A 16,687-nucleotide genomic window follows, 5' to 3' on the forward strand; every position below is an offset into this window, starting at 1 on the left:
GTCTCCGAAAATTCCAGGTGCCTGTTATGGAACACAGCCTAGGCTTGGGTTGATCGCCAAATCCTCACGAGAAGTTAAACAATTCGTGATAACTCAGGCCCCGGAAAACCCGCACAATGCGCTCATTGCGCCGAAGGATTGAGCTTGATGGAACAGACCAAACGCGTCCTCGTGGTCGAGGACGACCTGCATATCGCCGACCTTATCTGCCTGCATCTACGCGATGAGCAGTTCGAGGTGGTGCACTGCGCCGACGGCGATGAAGGCATGCGACTGCTGCAGCAAGGAAGCTGGGACGCACTGATCCTCGACCTGATGCTGCCCGGCGTGGACGGCCTGGAAATCTGCCGCCGTGCCCGCGCCATGGCCCGCTACACACCGATCATCATTACCAGTGCGCGCTCCAGCGAAGTGCACCGGATTCTCGGGCTCGAACTCGGCGCCGACGATTACCTGGCCAAACCCTTTTCCATGCTCGAACTGGTGGCCCGGGTCAAAGCGCTGTTGCGACGGGTCGACGCCATGGCCCGCAACCTGAAAATGGACGCCGGCAGCCTGATCACGGACGGCCTCTCCATCGACCCGATCACGCGCGATGTGTCCCTTGACGGTCGCCGCCTCGACCTCACGCCACGGGAGTTCGACCTGTTGTATTTCTTTGCTCGCCAGCCCGGCAAAGTGTTCTCGCGCATGGACCTGCTCAACGCGGTCTGGGGCTACAGCCATGAAGGCTACGAGCACACGGTCAACACTCACATCAACCGCCTGCGGGCAAAGATCGAAGCCGATCCGGCGCAACCGGCGCGCATCCTCACGGTGTGGGGACGAGGCTACAAGTTCGCGGCCAGGGAGGAGCAACCGTGAGACTGACCCTGACTCAGCGCCTGTCGCTCGTGTTCGCCGTGTTGCTGTTGGTGTGCTGCGGCACGTCGGCCTGGATGCAGGTGCGGTCCAACAAGATGCATGAGCTGGAAGTGGTGCAAGGGTTGTCGCGGGATCTGGCCCGGCACATCGCCCATGACACCGTGCTGATGGACACCAAAGGCCTGATGCCCGACGCCGTGCGCGACCTGTTCAGCCAACTGATGCTGGTCAATCCCAGTGTCGAGGTCTATCTGCTCGACCCCGAGGGCCGGATTGTCGGCAGTGCTGCGCCCGAGGGTCGGATACGCCGGGAGCGGGTCGACCTGGCGCCGATCAAGCGTCTGCTCAATGGCGATGCCCTGCCGGTTCTCGGTGACGATCCGCGCAGCGTCGATGGCCGCAAAGTGTTCAGCGCCGCGCCATTGCAGGTCAATGGAAAACCGGTGGGCTTTCTCTATGTGGTGCTGCTCAGCGAAGAGCATGACCGCTTCGCCGAACGCGGCGCCACCAGCGCCGCCCTGAATACCGCGCTGTTGTCCATCGGGCTGGTGGCGTTGCTGTGCCTGATTGCCGGTCTCACGGCATTCGCCCTCATCACCCGACCTTTGCGCCGTTTGACCGAAACCGTCAGCCGGTTCGACATTGATGGCGCTCCGGTAACGCCGCCTGCATCCGTCCCGGTGGAAAAAGCCGCCAGCCACGATGAAATTGCCATACTCGATGCGACCTTCCGGCAGATGCAGGCGCGCCTCGGCGAGCAATGGCGTTCGTTGACCCGTCAGGATCAGGAACGCCGTGAACTGGTAGCCAACATCTCCCACGACCTGCGCACGCCTCTGGCCTCGCTGCACGGTTACCTGGAAACCCTGTCGCTCAAGGACGCCACGTTGTCACCCGCCGACCGCCGCCGTTACCTGGGCATCGCGCTGGATCAAAGCCGCAAGGTGGGTGGGCTGGCGCAATCGCTGCTGGAACTGGTGCGCCTGGAACATGGCTTCGTGCAACCGGTACTGGAGCGTTTCTCGCTGACCGATCTGGTGCAGGACATTTTCCAGAAATTCGAACTGACGGCCGAAGCGCGCCAGGTCGAGCTGAAGGCCACCTTCGCACCCAATGTTTCGGCGGCCTGCGCCGACCTTGGATTGATCGAGCGGGTGCTCACCAACCTGTTCGACAACGCCCTGCGCCACACCCCGCCAGGAGGAGAAATCGAGCTCAGCCTGCGCCCTCAAGGACCTTTTATCGAAGTGACCGTCAGCGACACCGGTCCCGGCATTGCTGCCGAATTGCGCGAAGGTCTGTTCCTGCGCCCGTTCAACATTGGCGGCGCACGGCGTGACGGCGGACTGGGGTTGCGGATCGTGCACCGGATCCTGCAATTGCACGGCCGCGAGATCCAGCTGATTGATGTTCCCGGCCGCGGCGCGACCTTCCGCTTTTCGTTGGCGGTGGATCAGCAAACGGCTGAGCAATTGGCGGTTCGGTCGATGAATCTGAATACGCTGGGGAAATAGTCGACAGACTGGACCACAGCAACGGCTAATATCCCGGCTCCCATTTCGGCAAGGACGCTGCGCGATGCTCAACACCCTGCAAAACACCCCGCTGTGGGTTTACGCGATATTTCTGCTGCTGTGCTACTACGGTGTCAAAGCCCTGTCCCCGACCCGTGAAAGCAAAACTTCATTGCTCGTCACAGCGCCGATCTTGCTGGGCTGGTCACTGTATTCGCTGAACCTGACGCTGAATCCGCAGCTATCGGTCAGTTGCTGGCTGGCCGCCGTCATCCTGGGCAGCCTCGCGGCACTGCTGATTTTTCCGCGCAAGGGCGTTGAGCTGGATGATCCGCAAACCGGCCTGATCGTGCCGGGCACAGCAAAAACCCTGGTGCTCTACCTGCTGTTTTTTGCGGTGAACTATTACTTCGGTTACCAGGATGACGTTCACCCGGAAATGGCCGCCACCGTTGAGATGATTCTGCTCAAGGCGTCAGCTTCGGGCTTTGTCTGTGGATTGATCAGCGGTCGGGCGTTGAAGTTTTATCGGCTGCTGCTGACACTTCAGGCAAAACGCCCCCAGATAGCCACCGGTTAAAAGCCGCTGTGCCAAAAATGATGACCAGCCGCCTGTTCATCCGTGACAACGCCGCCTCGGTCCAATAGATTAGGCGGCCTGAAAAGGCCCTGTGCTTTCTCGCCTCAATCCAAGTTAAAAGAAGTAGTGAAATTTCAATGTCCGATTCCAATACCGCTGAATCCGTAGTCACCTTGTCGTCCAAAGCGGAATACGAAAACTCCATCAATCTTTCACAGCACGTGCCCCAGGCCAAGACCATCAGCGAGATGGTCCTGGACGCTTTCCAGTCCACCCGGGAAAGCGACCAGATCCGCGAGCTGCGCGCCGCGATTCGCCAGGCTCACGACAGCTTCGACGACGACAAAGCCTACGAATTGATGGGCGAACTCAAGCAGCTCAAGGACGCAGAGGCTGCCGACATTGCAGCCCTGGAAGACTTGAGCAGCAAATTCCCGATCAGCCGGATTCTCTCCAGTTTCAAGGACGACCCGGCATTTCAGGAATTGGTCTATGGCCTCGCACTGAAAGTGCTGAACCAGACCCACCAGGCCATCAGCAACCCGAGCAGTGGCAAAAGCAAGGCTGCTCGCGCCAAGAAAGATGTCGAAGTGTTCACCATCAGCAAAGACGGTATCAGCGTGACGCTGCCGCTGCGCACCCCGCGTTCGCGACTGAACGTTGACCGTGAAGCACTGGAGTTCCTGGGCTTCACCTTCGTCGGCGAAGGCGAAGAAGCGGAGCTGGAAAGCGAGACCTTCCTGGACAATGCCGGGGCCGAACAAGCGGTTAACCGCAAGAACATCATCACCGCGCTTCAGCAGCAAACCGCGTTCGATGGCTACAGCATCGCCGCGCAGTAACACACGTCATCGATGACTGAAAAGGCCCGCACTGGGATTCAGCGCGGGCCTTTCTATTGCCTGCAGGTTCATCGTTAGAGCGTTGATGGCCGTATCGCCACGATCATGTCAACTTCAATGGCTGCGTCTTTCGGCAGTTGATAAACGCCGATCGTGGTTCGGGTATGTTTACCGGCATCGCCCAGTACATGACTGAAAACGTCCGACGCACCGTTGGCCACTTCGCTCAAATCGACAAAATCCGCGGTGGACTTTATGTAAACCGTGACGCGCAATAGCGACTTGATCTTGTCCAGCGAACCGATGGAATCAACAATCAATGCCAAACCGCGCAACGCACTGATGCTGGCAGCGCTCTGTGCATCCACCAGCGTCAGATCCAGGCCTACCCTGCCCGGATACTTAATTTCACCATTCATCCGCGGCACCAGACCGCTGACGTAAAGCTCATCGTGATGCCGCAACAACAGCGCGTAATGCCCGCCGGCCGTATTCTCACCGTAGATGTCGTAACCGAGCTCTTTTGCCAGTGCGATGAATCGTTCATCACAGGTCATGTGTTCAGTCATCTCTCCTCCCCGATCAAAAATTGGATCCATTTTTTCTTACAGATTAGCCCAAAGATCTCGACTCGGGGGCTGGCCTATGAAAATCAGCCTGGATCAAATTGATGTCCCTTAGATTCAGCGAAGCGCCGGACGCTAGCCACTTCCTGCGTTTCAACGTGGCGCACTGCGATAACAGCCAGGTGCGGGAACGGGTTTTTCGGTTGCTCGATAGTTGAGTTTTCCTGATAGACCGCGGTGCGGCCTTCGCGAGCAGGCTCGCTCCCACCCATAACTCGCGGCAACGCAGATCCAGTGTGGGGAACGAGCCTGCTCGCGAATGGGGCAACTCGGTCCACCAGAGCCCCCAATAAAAAACCCCGCGCTTCTCTCGAAGGCGGGGTTTTTCTTTACAGCATCCGACGCTTAAGGCGCGTAAGTCAGCAACAGCTCACTCGGCACTTTAAAGTCCAGCGACATCATCACGCTCAACGCGGTAATGGTGAAGATCGAGAACACGAACAGCTTGCGTGCCCAGACCGTGTCATCCACTGCCTTGTAGCCGGTCCAGGCCATGTACAACCAGTACATGCCCATGGCCGCGGCGACGGCGAGGTAGCTCATGCCGGCGTAGCCGCTGAAGGTCAGCATCAAGGTCGCCACGAGGAACGCCAGGATGTAGAGCAGGATGTGCTTCTTCGCCACTTGAATCCCGCGCTTCACCGGCAACACCGGAATCGATGCGGCCAGGTAATCGTTGAAGCGGAAGATCGCGATGGCGTAGGAATGCGGCATCTGCCACAGGCTGAACATCACCAGCAACGTCAGTGCGGCCATGTCGAAGCTGTTGGTCACAGCGACGTAGCCAATCACCGGCGGCATGGCGCCCGACAGACTGCCCACCAGCGTGCCGTGAACCGACTTGCGCTTGAGGTACAGGCTGTAGAAACCGACGTAGATGACAAAGCCGATCACCGCGAACAACGCGGCCAACGGGTTGGCCACTTTGTACAACAGTGCAACGCCGAAAACACCCAGGACGGTCGCAAAGGCCAGGGCCAGTTTCAGGGAGATCAAGCCCTGGACCAGCGCCCGGTTTTTGGTGCGTTCCATCTTCAGGTCGATGTCGCGGTCGATGCAGTTGTTGAACACGCAACCGGAAGCCACCACCAGCGACGTGCCGATCATGGCGGCCAGGAAAATGGCCAGATCGACATGCCCTTTCGAGGCCAGGAAAAATCCGCCCGCCACAGAAAGCACGTTACCGAAAATGATCCCCGGTTTGGTGATTTGGATAAAGTGCTTAAAGGACATCCGGACTTTCCTCAGTGCGCCATCATGTTGGTGTGGATGCTGAACATGATCCACAGCGACAGGCCTACCAACAGGACGATTACCATGGCAGCGAAGACAAACGCGATCACGTTGTTACGCTGGGCGGCGGAACGGTCCAGGTGGAGGAAGTACACCAGGTGAACGAGCACCTGGATCACTGCGAAGACCAGTACGATCCATAGGGTCAGAGCTTTCGGCAGGGATGGATACATCACCAGGCCGAAAGGAATGATGGTCAGGATCACCGACAGGATGAAGCCGATGGCGTAGGACTTGACGCTGCCGTGGCCGGCGTCGTGGCTATCGTGTCCGTGGGAGTGTGCATTAGCCATTACAGGGTCCCCATCAGGTAAACAACGGTGAATACGCAGATCCACACCACGTCCAGGAAGTGCCAGAACAGGCTCAAGCAGCTCAGACGGGTCTTGTTGGTCGCCGTCAGGCCGTTTTTCTGCACCTGATACATCATGATCGCCATCCAGATCAGACCGCTGGTCACGTGCAGACCGTGGGTGCCGACCAGGGTGAAGAACCCGGACAGGAAGCCGCTGCGGCTAGGGCCGAAGCCTTCGGAGATCAGCTTGTGGAACTCGTTGATCTCCATGCCGATGAAGCCCAGGCCGAACAGGAAGGTGATGGCCAACCAGCCCAAGACTGCCTTCTTGTTGCCCTTGAACAACGCCAGCATGGCGAAGCCATAGGTGATCGAACTGAGCAACAGGCAGGCGGTTTCGCCCAGCACATAGGGCAGTTCGAAGATGTCGTGGCCCGACGGGCCACCCGCTACGTTGTTAACCAGTACCGCGTACGCCGCGAAGATCGACGCAAACAGAATGCAGTCGGTCATCAGGTAGAGCCAGAAACCGAATACGGTCATCTCGCCCGAGTCGTGGTGATGGTCATCGTGCCCATGTCCATCGACATGGGTGTGTCCAGCATTGGTCACTAAGTTCGACATGGTTTAAGCCTGTTCCAACGAGGTTTCAACACGGGTGGCGGTGGCTGGAACTTTCCCGGCCGCTACCAGACGCTTGTGCTGCTCGGCTTCGATGCGCTCGATTGTCTCGACCGGCACCATGTAGCCTTGGTCATCACGTGCAGCGTGGATCACGAAGTAGCCCACGGTGCCGACCAGGCCAACGATGGCCAGCCACCAGATGTGCCAGATCATCGCAAAACCGAACACGGTCAACAGAGCACCCATGACCACACCGGTCGCGGTGTTGTTTGGCATGTGGATCGGCTCGTACTTGGCCGGAGCCTTGTACGCGGTGCCGTTTTCCTTGGCTTCGGTGAACGGATCGATGGTTTCCGCTTTTGGCAGCACGGCAAAGTTGTAGAACGGTGGTGGCGACGAGGTCGACCATTCCAGGGTGTGCGCATTCCACGGGTCGCCGTGTTCGCACATGTTTTCTGGCTTGTTGCGATCACGCACGCTGACATACAGCTGGATCAGCTGGCAGGCGATACCGACCGCGATCATCACCGCACCGAACATGGCGACGTACAGATACGGCACCCACTCAGGGTTGGTGGTGGCGTTCAGACGACGGGTCATGCCCATGAAACCCAGTACATAGAGCGGCATGAACGCGACGAAGAAGCCGGTAATCCAGAACCAGAACGCTGCCTTGCCCCAACCTTCGTGCAGCTTGAAGCCGAACGCTTTAGGGAAGTAGAAGCCGAAGCCTGCGATGTAGCCGAATACCGCGCCGCCGATGATCACGTTGTGGAAGTGCGCGATCACGAACAGGCTGTTGTGCAGTACGAAGTCAGCACCCGGGATGGCCAGCAGTACGCCGGTCATGCCGCCGATGGCGAAGGTCACCATGAAGCCCAGGGTCCACAGAACCTGGCTGGTGAAACGCAGACGGCCCTGGTAGATGGTGAACAGCCAGTTGAACAGCTTCACCCCCGTCGGGATCGAAATCAGCATCGTCGCCAGACCGAAGAAGGCGTTGACGCTGGCACCCGAACCCATGGTGAAGAAGTGGTGCAGCCAGACCATGAAGCCCAGGATCGAGATCGCGCCCGATGCGTAGACCATCGAGTGGTGGCCGAACAGACGCTTGCCGGTGAAGGTCGAAATGACTTCGGAGAAGATCCCGAACGCCGGCAGAATCAGGATGTAAACCTCGGGGTGACCCCAGGCCCAGAACAGGTTGACGTACATCATCGGATTGCCACCAAGTTCATTGGTGAAAATGTGGAAATCCATGTAACGGTCAAGCGTCAGCAGTGCCAGGGTAGCGGTCAGGATCGGGAACGAAGCCACGATCAGGACGTTGGCCCAGGTGCAGGTCCAGGTGAAGATCGGCATGTCCATCATCTTCATGCCCGGGGTACGCATTTTCAGTACGGTGGCCAGGAAGTTGACCCCCGTCAGCGTCGTACCCAACCCGGATAGCTGTAGCGCCCAGATGTAGTAATCCATCCCCACGCCAGGGCTGTATTGCAGGCCCGACAGCGGCGGATAGGCAACCCAACCGGTCTTGGCGAATTCGCCGACGCCCAGGGACAGGTTGATCAGCACCACGCCCGACACCAGCAGCCAGAAGCTCAAGGAGTTCAGGAACGGGAAGGCAACGTCACGCGCGCCGATCTGCAGCGGCACTGCAAGGTTCATCAGGCCGGTGAAGAATGGCATCGCCATGAAGATGATCATGATCACACCGTGAGCGGTGAAGATCTGGTCATAGTGTTCAGGCGGCAGGTAGCCAGGCGAACCCTCGGTGGCCATGGCCAACTGGGTACGCATCATGATGGCGTCGGCAAAACCGCGCAGCAGCATGACCATGGCGACGACGATGTACATCACGCCGATTTTCTTGTGGTCGACCGAGGTCAGCCACTCGGACCACAGGTAGGTCCACTTCTTGAAATAGGTGATTGCAGCGAACAGCGCCAGACCACCGAGCGCGATCATGGCGATGGTTATCATCACGATCGGTTCGTGGAACGGGACCGCTTCCCAACTTAATTTACCAAACATCGTTTACTCCTCTGCCCCGGCAGCTGAATGCGAACTCATGTCCATCCCTTCCATGGCGGCCATTTCGTGCTCTTTCTTCTCGTGGTGCATCGGCTTGCCCGGATTCATACCTTCGTACTTGTCGACGATGATCTGGAACAGGTTCGGCGTGACCGAGGAGTAGAGCTCGACTGGGTTGTTCTGGCTTGGCTTGGAAAGGGCTTCGTATTCAGCTTTTTCAAGCTGTTTAGGTGCCTTTTTGACTTCGCTGACCCAGGCGTCGAAATCTTCCTGAGAGGTGGCGATAGCTTTGAATTTCATGCCGGTGAAACCAGCGCCGCTGTAGTTGGCGGAGATACCGTCCATTTCAGCGTTCTGGTTGGCGATCAGGTGCAGTTTGGTCTGCATGCCGGCCATCGCGTAGATCTGGCCGCCCAGGGCCGGGATGAAGAACGAGTTCATCACGGAGTCCGAAGTCACCTTGAAGTTGATCGGCGTGTGCGCCGGGAACACGATCTTGTTGACGGTGGCGATGCCTTGCTCCGGATAGATGAACATCCACTTCCAGTCCAGCGCGACCACTTCAATGGTGATCGGCTTGACGTCGGATTCCAGCGGCTTGTAAGGATCCAGCGCGTGGGTCGACTTGTAGGTGACATAACCCAGGGCAATGATGATCAGCACTGGAACAGCCCACACCGCGATTTCAATCTTGGTGGAGTGCGACCACTTCGGCGTGTAGACAGCGTCGGTGTTGGACGCGCGGTATTTCCAGGCGAACAGGAAGGTCATGACGATGACCGGAACCACGACCAACAGCATCAGCAGCGTTGCGGTGATGATCAGGTTTCGCTCGTCCAGGCCGACCTGGCCCTTCGGATCGAGCAAGGTCATGTTGCAGCCTGACAGCAACAACGTGCCGATCAGCGGCAATAAGCCTAGTAGTCTGGGGTACCTGTTTTTACTCATCTCACGACCTCTAAAGCAGCTTGCGCAATGCAGTTGGGTTTTGATCGCCAACACTTCACCCTGCCAAGGGTTGGCATTTTTCTTGGATTGAATAAGTGGCTGCCCGTCGCGCGTCAGACGCTGTTCGACAAATCCTGGGCTAGCGTTGAGTTCTTATTCGAATTCGTGGTCAAAGGCCTTGTTACAGACCAATTCCATTTGGTGCGGATAATGGGAAGGCACCGACACCTGGGAGTCGCATGAAGCCAAAGAGCCTCTCGACGCCCTATTCCTGCTCAGGGATGAGCAGTGCCGGGAATTCAGTGCGGGCGATTGTAGATATGTAACGTTTTATAAACCATGTCTCATCCCGAAATAATTTTTATCCATTCCAGCAACAATCATTAACGGTATTTGCAAAAGTGCGCCATGGTATCGAAATTCATTCTCAACAAAAACACCAAAAATTGTAGGTCTACCTCAGGCAGTTCAGACAGTATCGAAGGCTCTTCGCCCTCCTTCGACCCTGCCCAAGCCCCCATATGACAAGGGCTCTGGCAATTCACCAAGGCCTGTTAAAACTGCCTGCTCCGGTTTTTTGGGGCTGAAGCCGCCAGACGCTAAAAAAGGCCAATTTTGTTGCGAATCCATGTACCAATTCGGCGCCTTGAAATGCCTTGCGACACTCGCGCTGTGACAACATGTCGCACATGTGTCGCACCCAGACTTGTCGCGCATCAAGGTCATTTCACCGATGCCCTGAAATGCAAAACGCCCCGCTCCTCTCAACGAGGACCGGGGCGTTTTTTGTGTGACGAAGCGATGCCGCAAATGACCTCAGCGCAGCACTTTACGGTTACGCAACGTGAGCAGCGGCACCAGCACCACGACCAGCACAAAGGCTAACAGCGCCCACTGTGCAAGCGACAGACCGAGGATCGGCGGGTACGGCGTGGAGCAGAAGCCGTCGACCTGGAAGCCCAGCGGGAAGATCTTCGCCAGTGGCAAACCGTCGACTATCGGTTGCAGTACATCGATGCCGCAGCTCACCGCCGGATAGAACTGGGTATAGACGTGATGCCCGGCCACCCCGACGCCTGCCAGGGCGCAGATCACCACCAGCGTTTCAAATACCGTGATGCTGCGGCGGGTGCGCATGGCCGCGCCGATAAACGCGAAGAGCGCGATCAGCAGCAACGCATAACGTTGCAGGATGCACAGCGGGCATGGCGCCTCGCCCAGAACAATTTGCATGTACAGCGCGCCACCGATCAGTGCCAGGCAGATGATGCCCAGCAACACCAGATAGCGCCGTTCACGGCCCAACCGCATCGTTTCCTCGCTCATTGCGTTTCCCTTCTAAATATCGATTGCCCAGAAGTCTACACGCTGGCCCTGACCTTTGAGAGTCCGGTGCGCGCAGCGGGGTATCGGGGAATAGACGACGAGCCGGTTAAGAAGGGATTAACTTCGGGCTATTTCCAGAGATTTGCATGATCCCACGACCGCATCGCCAGCAGGCTGGCTCCCACTTTGGAATGCATCCAACTGTGGGAGCCAGCCTGCTGGCGATGCGTTTGATCAGTCGCCGTAAATATCGGATTTGAAGTACTTCTCTGAAATCTTCTGGTATTCGCCACTGGCGCGAATACCGTCGATGGCCGTGTTCAGCTCGGAGACCAACGCAGTGTTGCCCTTGCGCACCGCAATCCCGGCGCCCTCGCCCACGTATTTCGGATCCTTGAGCTCCGGCCCGACAAAGGCATAACCCTTGCCACGCGGCATCGTCAGGAAGTCATTCAGTGGGATGGTGTCGGCAAAAATGGCATCGAGGCGACCGGCAGCCAGATCCATGTAGATCTCTTCGTTGTTGCCGTAACGCTTGACGTTGATACCCTTCGGCTCGAAAACCTCAGTGGCGTAACGGTCAGTGGTGGTTGCGCGCTGCACGCCAACCGTCTTACCCTTGAGGCTGGCGTACTGGTCATCCACGACCGCTCCGTCCTTCATCACCAGACGCGATGAGGTGAAGTAATACTTGTGGGTGAAATCCACGGACTTCTTACGGTCTTCGTTGATGGTCATGGACGACAGCGCCATGTCGATTTTCTTCACTTTAAGGGAAGGAATCAGACCGTCGAACTCACCTTCGACCCACACGCACTTGACCTTCATCTGCGCGCACAGGGCATTGCCGATGTCGTAGTCGAACCCGACAATCTCACCTTTATCGGTTTTTGACGCGAACGGTGGATAAGCCGCTTCGATGCCGATGCGCAGGGTTTTATCGGCGGCGAACAGGCTGCTGCACGCCAACAGGCTCAGAGCCAGACCGGTGATGAGGGGGAATTTCTTCATGTTCGTTCTCTCGCGGGTTGTTGTTGGTTTGGCAAGACAGAAGAAAGAGCAGAAACAGGGGAACGTCTTTTTTGTACTTATAATTCCATACTGGACTTTTATGTATGGCCCGTCAATCAGGGCGATCGAGGATGTGCGGGCCGGTGGTCGGGCGGTGAGTCATCGGGATTTTTGGTGTTGCTGATGGCCTCTTCGCGAGCAGGCTCGCTCCCACATTTGATCTCCATGTACACAAATTCTGTGTACGACATAGATTCCCTGTGGGAGCGAGCCTGCTCGCGAAGGCGTAATTGCAGACACCGCAGGAACTACTGCTTCCAGCGATCCGCCGCCGCATGATCGCTGTCACGCCCTTCAACCCAACGCGACCCGTCAGGGGTGTTTTCTTTCTTCCAGAACGGTGCGCGGGTTTTCAGGTAGTCCATGACAAAGGCGCAGGCGTCGAACGCGGCCTGGCGATGGGCGCTGGCAGCGCCAACGAAGACGATCGGCTCCCCCGGTTCCAGGGCGCCGATGCGATGCAGCACTTCAAGTTTGAGCAGCGGCCAGCGCTGCTCGGCCTCTGTGGCGATCTTGGCGAGGGCTTTTTCGGTCATGCCCGGGTAGTGCTCAAGGAACATCCCGGCGACGTCGAGTCCGTCATTGAAGTCGCGAACATAGCCGACAAAACTCACCACCGCGCCAACGCCCACATTGGCGGCGTGCATGGCATTGACTTCAGCACCCGGATCGAACGCCGTGGATTGCACGCGAATCGCCATGGCTCAGCCTCCGGTCACGGTCGGGAAAAAGGCCACTTCATCGCCATCGCTTACCGGCTCATCGAGCTGGCACAGGTCTTCGTTGCGGGCGCACATCAGGTTTTGCTCGCTCAACACTTCGGCACCGTCACGCTGGGACAGCAGCGCACGCACATCGTCGACCGTGGCGAAATCACCTTCAACCTTCACCGAGTCCACGCCGAGCGCCTCACGGTAACGGGCAAAAAACTTCACGGTGACGTTCATGGCTGATCCGCCTGGAAATGGCCGCTCTTGCCGCCGAGCTTCTCCAGCAGACGCACGCTTTCAATAGTCATGCCGCGATCCACGGCTTTGCACATGTCGTAGATAGTCAGCGCCGCGACGCTGGCGGCGGTCAGGGCTTCCATCTCTACGCCGGTCTGCCCGGACAACTTGCAGCGCGCGACGATGCGCACGGTGTCGTCGCCTTCGGCACTGAGCTCGACCTTGACGCCGGTGAGCAGCAGCGGATGGCACAGAGGGATCAGATCGCTGGTTTTCTTCGCCGCTTGAATGCCGGCGATACGCGCCACGGCGAACACATCACCCTTGGGGTGACCGCCGCTGACGATCATCTGCAGGGTTTCGGGCAGCATGCGCACCAGCGCTTGGGCCGTCGCTTCACGGAACGTCACGGCTTTTTCAGTGACGTCGACCATGTTGGCGCGACCTTGGGAATCGAGATGAGTCAGCACAGGGATACTCCTGATCAGGAGCACCGATTGTAAACCTGTGGGTCAAAATTCCGCACGTTTGATTATGCGTTCACCGCCATCCCCTTGTGGGAGCGAGCCTGCTCGCGAAAGCGGTGCATCAGCCACCATTGATATTGGCTGACGCGACGCCTTCGCGAGCAGGCTCGCTCCCACAGGGGATTTGTGTCAGGCACAAAAAACCGGGCGGCTTTGGGCCGCCCGGTTCTGGTCGCGATTACAAATGCGATTCGGCGTATTCGGCCAGAATCGAACGTGGCACCCCTTGCAGGGTGATGTGCACACCGTTGGGGAAATCCTTGAAGCGTTCTGTCAGGTAGGTCAGCCCGGAACTGGTCGCGGACAGGTAAGGGGTGTCGATCTGTGCCAGGTTGCCCAGGCACACCACTTTCGAACCGGCACCGGCACGGGTGATGATGGTTTTCATCTGGTGCGGCGTGAGGTTCTGGCATTCATCGATCAGGATCAGACTCTGCTGGAAGCTGCGGCCTCGAATGTAGTTGAGGGATTTGAACTGCAACGGCACTTTGCTGAGGATGTAATCGACACTGCCATGGGTGTTTTCGTCATCCATGTGCAAGGCTTCGAGGTTGTCGGTGATGGCGCCCAGCCAAGGCTCCATTTTTTCCGCTTCAGTACCGGGCAGGAAACCGATCTCCTGGTCCAGGCCCTGCACGCTTCGGGTCGCGATGATCCGGCGATAGCGTTTGCTGACCATGGTCTGCTCGATCGCCGCCGCCAGTGCGAGGATGGTTTTACCGGAACCTGCTGCCCCGGTCAGGTTGACCAGGTGGATATCCGGGTCGAGCAAGGCGTACAGCGCCAGGCTTTGATAGATGTCACGCGGTTTCAGGCCCCAGGCTTCCTGGTGCAACAGGGGTTCCTGATGCAGGTCGAGAATCAGCAGCTTGTCTTCCTCGATCTCCTTGATCCAGCCGACAAAGCCCTGTTCATCGATGATGAACTCGTTGACGTGTACCGCCGGCAGGTTGTCGATCAGTTGCACCTGGTGCCAGGTGCGGCCATGGTCCTGACGGGTGTCGACATTCCTCACACGGTCCCAGAAGGAGCCGGTCATGTTGTGATAACCGTTGGGCAGCAGCGACACATCGTCAACCAGTTGGTCGGTGCTGTAATCCTCGGCCGCAATCCCGCAAGCCCGGGCCTTGAGGCGCATGTTGATGTCTTTGGTGACCAGCACCACGGGCAGCTTTGGTTCGCGCGCGTGCAGGTCGATCAACTGGTTGATGATGATGTTGTCGTTCAGGTGCTCGGGCAGAATGATGTTCGGTTCTGCACGTTTGCTCATCAAAATTGACAGCAAACCCTTGGGACCACTTTTACCACGCTGGATCGGTACGCCGAGCTCGACGTCTTCAGGACTGGCATCGCCCAGGGTCTTGTCGATCAGGCGAATCGCCTGACGGCATTCTGCAGCCACACTGTGATGCCCGCTCTTGAGCTTGTCGAGCTCCTCAAGCACGGTCATCGGGATGGCGACGTGGTGTTCTTCGAAGTTAAGCAGGGCGTTTGGATCGTGAATCAATACGTTGGTATCGAGTACATAAAGGATTGGCTGGTTGGAGGAAAAGCTACGTCCGTGATCATCCATACTCGGTCACCTTTGTGGGAGCCAGTCGACGCAATACCGTGACAGTGCTGCGCCTCGAAGTGGCCACCGAATTCACCTGCGGGGACTCAAGTGAACTGCATCCATAGCTGGGTCTTGGAAGACGCCACCTGTGTTGCAGGTTTCGGCGGTCTGTCTTCGTAATACTCCAAAACCTGTGACAGAAAAAAGTACTTTGACGTTTTTTTGAAGTTTATTTTTCAGAGTGACCAATAGCACTAGGCGGATTGCCATCACCCCGTTAAAGTCGGAAGTCCGCCTGCACCGAATTCTCGCCAAAAATCACTCATCGCCCAATGTTTACGGCCTTTCGCCGTTTTCAGCGAAACGCGTCCTGACAGTCTTCCCAGCCGATTCCGCTTTGCGCCGTTTGCGTGATGAGCCAGGGCATCGCCGTTTTCAGCGCATCCTGCTTCACGTTGAAGTTAATCACCCCGTGGCGCCACAACAACATCAGGCTCAACACCCGTTGCGCGCTCTGATTGGCTTTTAGCTTGCCGGCACCATCCTGGGCATCGATATCCCACAGCGCCACCTGCAGGCCCTGGGATTTGAAAAATCCTTCAGCGTCAGACCGACGCTGGCCATCAGGCGGCCGAAACAAGGGCACGTAGTTCTCGGGCAGTTTGCTTTTGACCAGCTCGACGCTGCGTCGCACCGAGTCCTGCCAGTCCTGCCAGTGGCTGTGGGAGCGAAATTCCCAGCCTTGCGCGCCAATGCACTGCTTCGAGTACGTCGCTTGCAGGCTGGCTACCGAACGATCGGCCAGACGGGCCTGGATGTCCTTGCCGAGGACGAAGAACGTGCCACTCATGTTCGACTTGCGCAGGTATTCCGTGGCCCAGGCGGTGTTATCCGGCACGGCATTGGCGGCACTGTCGAAGGTCAGCAAAAACAGCCGGTCATGCATCTGATCGCCGTTGCGCTCATAGTCGCCAAAACGATCGACTTCGCTGCTGGTTTGCGGAAACAGCGCTGCCTTGCGCAATTGCTCGTCCAGGTACTGGGCGTGGAACAGTCGGCTCGGCTCGGCCCACTTTATGTAGTAGCTCTCATCGCTGACCTGAAACTTGGCGGCTTGCTGGCGCAGGGTGTCCATGTCCTCGACCAGGAAGCAGAAGGAAGCATCCTGATCGCAGCTCTGCTGGGCGTAGTTGTAGTTGGTCAGCAGCCGCTGCCACATGCGCTGGCGCAGGTTGTTGATCGATTCCAGATTGACCGTGCGCAACCCCAGGCGCTGGGCCAGGCTCACTTCATCCAGGGATTCGCTGGCCAACAGGACGCGAGAAAACATGAGGATCTCGGCCCGTGATGCCACATCAAACAGGGTCGGGCTGTTGAGCTGTTCAGGCCAGGTGCTGCGATCAAGCGTCGCCATATCGCCCGGCGCCGCCATGGCACCGAAGCTCAAGAGCCAGGCCGACAATAGAAAAACGATACGCAATGGGATGTCTCCATAACAAAACCCGCGCGGCACTATAGCTGATCCCGCTCTATATCCCGCAGCAGCGCCGATCCCACAGGTTTTGCGGACTGCCGCCGATCATCACCTATGGACTTGATAGCTGGAGTCCACACAGACAACCCCCTAGAATCGCCCCCACG

17 protein-coding genes are annotated in these 16,687 nt (G+C 57.8%); 4 read left to right on the forward strand and 13 right to left on the reverse strand.

From position 1 onward, the window contains the following. The first annotated feature begins 147 nt into the window (after window positions 1-147). The 4 genes from JFU47_RS12460 to JFU47_RS12475 all read left to right on the forward strand — a co-directional run bounded on the left by JFU47_RS12460 (window position 148) and on the right by JFU47_RS12475 (window position 3,800). Window positions 148-864 (forward strand): response regulator transcription factor, encoded by a 717-nt coding sequence (locus JFU47_RS12460; protein ID WP_123365373.1) that lies wholly within the window; start codon window positions 148-150, stop codon window positions 862-864. Then, window positions 861-2,378 (forward strand): ATP-binding protein, encoded by a 1,518-nt coding sequence (locus JFU47_RS12465; RefSeq protein WP_201183292.1) that lies wholly within the window; start codon window positions 861-863, stop codon window positions 2,376-2,378. Before JFU47_RS12460 ends, JFU47_RS12465 begins: the two co-directional genes overlap by 4 nt. Window positions 2,379-2,442: 64 nt before the next feature. After that, on the forward strand, window positions 2,443-2,958 hold the full coding sequence (locus JFU47_RS12470; RefSeq protein ID WP_201183294.1) for a hypothetical protein: 516 nt from the start codon (window positions 2,443-2,445) through the stop codon (window positions 2,956-2,958). Between the two features lie 137 nt (window positions 2,959-3,095). Beyond that, the gene (locus JFU47_RS12475; protein ID WP_076028557.1) at window positions 3,096-3,800 is read left to right on the forward strand and encodes a hypothetical protein; all 705 of its coding nucleotides are present in this window, start codon (window positions 3,096-3,098) and stop codon (window positions 3,798-3,800) included. A 74-nt stretch (window positions 3,801-3,874) separates the two neighbouring features. Here the strand turns inward: JFU47_RS12475 and JFU47_RS12480 are convergent, their stop codons facing one another. From JFU47_RS12480 to JFU47_RS12540, 13 genes are all read right to left on the reverse strand, one after another. Beyond that, window positions 3,875-4,369 carry a RidA family protein gene (locus JFU47_RS12480; RefSeq protein WP_201183295.1) on the reverse strand — a complete coding sequence of 165 codons (495 nt, stop codon included), beginning with the start codon at window positions 4,367-4,369 and terminating at the stop codon, window positions 3,875-3,877. Between the two features lie 402 nt (window positions 4,370-4,771). Further along, window positions 4,772-5,659, reverse strand: coding sequence for a heme o synthase (gene cyoE / locus JFU47_RS12485; protein ID WP_095132943.1), 888 nt, complete (start codon window positions 5,657-5,659; stop codon window positions 4,772-4,774). An 11-nt stretch (window positions 5,660-5,670) separates the two neighbouring features. Next, window positions 5,671-6,012: a cytochrome o ubiquinol oxidase subunit IV gene (cyoD, locus tag JFU47_RS12490; RefSeq protein ID WP_123365370.1), complete on the reverse strand. Its 342-nt coding sequence runs from the start codon at window positions 6,010-6,012 to the stop codon at window positions 5,671-5,673. After that, entirely contained in the window at window positions 6,012-6,638 is a 627-nt protein-coding gene (locus tag JFU47_RS12495; protein WP_123365369.1) for a cytochrome o ubiquinol oxidase subunit III, read from the reverse strand. Before JFU47_RS12495 ends, cyoD begins: the two co-directional genes overlap by 1 nt. A 3-nt stretch (window positions 6,639-6,641) precedes the next feature. Then, the gene (cyoB, locus tag JFU47_RS12500) at window positions 6,642-8,672 is read right to left on the reverse strand and encodes a cytochrome o ubiquinol oxidase subunit I (RefSeq protein ID WP_123365368.1); all 2,031 of its coding nucleotides are present in this window, start codon (window positions 8,670-8,672) and stop codon (window positions 6,642-6,644) included. 3 nt (window positions 8,673-8,675) lie between these two features. Then, window positions 8,676-9,620: a ubiquinol oxidase subunit II gene (gene cyoA, locus JFU47_RS12505; protein ID WP_008147621.1), complete on the reverse strand. Its 945-nt coding sequence runs from the start codon at window positions 9,618-9,620 to the stop codon at window positions 8,676-8,678. An 816-nt stretch (window positions 9,621-10,436) separates the two neighbouring features. Next, on the reverse strand, window positions 10,437-10,946 hold the full coding sequence (locus JFU47_RS12510) for a disulfide bond formation protein B (protein WP_201183297.1): 510 nt from the start codon (window positions 10,944-10,946) through the stop codon (window positions 10,437-10,439). 234 nt (window positions 10,947-11,180) lie between these two features. Next, window positions 11,181-11,957 (reverse strand): ABC transporter substrate-binding protein, encoded by a 777-nt coding sequence (locus JFU47_RS12515; protein ID WP_201183299.1) that lies wholly within the window; start codon window positions 11,955-11,957, stop codon window positions 11,181-11,183. 308 nt (window positions 11,958-12,265) lie between these two features. Then, window positions 12,266-12,718, reverse strand: coding sequence for a molybdopterin synthase catalytic subunit MoaE (gene moaE / locus JFU47_RS12520; protein ID WP_046045949.1), 453 nt, complete (start codon window positions 12,716-12,718; stop codon window positions 12,266-12,268). 3 nt (window positions 12,719-12,721) lie between these two features. Continuing rightward, window positions 12,722-12,964, reverse strand: coding sequence for a molybdopterin converting factor subunit 1 (gene moaD / locus JFU47_RS12525; protein WP_140683817.1), 243 nt, complete (start codon window positions 12,962-12,964; stop codon window positions 12,722-12,724). After that, complete coding sequence (gene moaC, locus JFU47_RS12530; protein WP_033061025.1) at window positions 12,961-13,434, reverse strand: cyclic pyranopterin monophosphate synthase MoaC; 474 nt, start codon at window positions 13,432-13,434, stop codon at window positions 12,961-12,963. Before moaC ends, moaD begins: the two co-directional genes overlap by 4 nt. Window positions 13,435-13,669: 235 nt before the next feature. After that, window positions 13,670-15,064 (reverse strand): PhoH family protein, encoded by a 1,395-nt coding sequence (locus JFU47_RS12535; RefSeq protein ID WP_140683819.1) that lies wholly within the window; start codon window positions 15,062-15,064, stop codon window positions 13,670-13,672. A gap of 337 nt (window positions 15,065-15,401) precedes the next feature. Beyond that, window positions 15,402-16,526 carry a polysaccharide deacetylase family protein gene (locus JFU47_RS12540; RefSeq protein ID WP_201183301.1) on the reverse strand — a complete coding sequence of 375 codons (1,125 nt, stop codon included), beginning with the start codon at window positions 16,524-16,526 and terminating at the stop codon, window positions 15,402-15,404. Between the last annotated feature and the right edge of the window lie 161 nt (window positions 16,527-16,687).

It is taken from the genome of Pseudomonas sp. TH39(2020) (genome assembly GCF_016650715.1).
In the GTDB taxonomy this organism is placed as follows: domain Bacteria; phylum Pseudomonadota; class Gammaproteobacteria; order Pseudomonadales; family Pseudomonadaceae; genus Aquipseudomonas; species Aquipseudomonas mandelii_C.